This window comes from Polaromonas sp. P3_C2 (assembly GCF_056402675.1).
Window position 1 is genome coordinate 1 of sequence record NZ_JBFUGX010001258.1, and the last position, 554, is coordinate 554.

Sequence of the window (554 nt, forward strand, 5' to 3'; positions counted from 1 at the left end):
GCATGAAGGCGCGAGGACGTTTCTCGGCAATGATCCGCGCCACATCAAAGAACAGGGTGCCTTGAGTTGCATCCGCAAAGCCGTGTGCGCGCCCCAAGGCATTCTTTTTTGAAACTCCGGCGATGGAGAAGGGCTGACRGGGGAATCCGCCCAATAAGACGTCGTGGTCTGGAATATCTTTTTCGTGGATTTGGGTGATGTCACCGTTCAGCGGGTGCCCGCCCTGAAAGTTCTCTGTGTAGGTCTTCTGGGCATAAGAGTCCCACTCGCTGGTGAACACACATTCACCGCCGATTGCTTCAAACGCGAGCCGGATGCCACCGATGCCGGCGAACAGGTCGAGGAACTTGAAGTCACCATTTCCCGAAAGGGGGCCGAAGTTGAGGAGTCTCTGAAGCTCGGCCGCGATGTGCGCCGGTGGAGGTAATTCGCCCGTCTCCCATCGGCGGAGGTGGCGAGGGCTGACCTTGAGGTGTTTGGCTACCGCTTCTTGGGTGTGGGTTTTGCGAGCGGCCGCCAAATAGGCGATGGTTGCGGAGTGGTCGGCAGTGATA

1 protein-coding gene is annotated in these 554 nt (G+C 58.2%); it reads right to left on the bottom strand.

Going from position 1 to position 554, the window contains the following annotated elements; all coding sequences use genetic code 11:
- Window positions 1-553, bottom strand: a 553-nt coding sequence (dcm, locus tag AC1DWI_RS25945) for a DNA (cytosine-5-)-methyltransferase (protein WP_477726297.1), incomplete at its 3' end; no start/stop codon positions are given.
- Between the last annotated feature and the right edge of the window lies 1 nt (window position 554).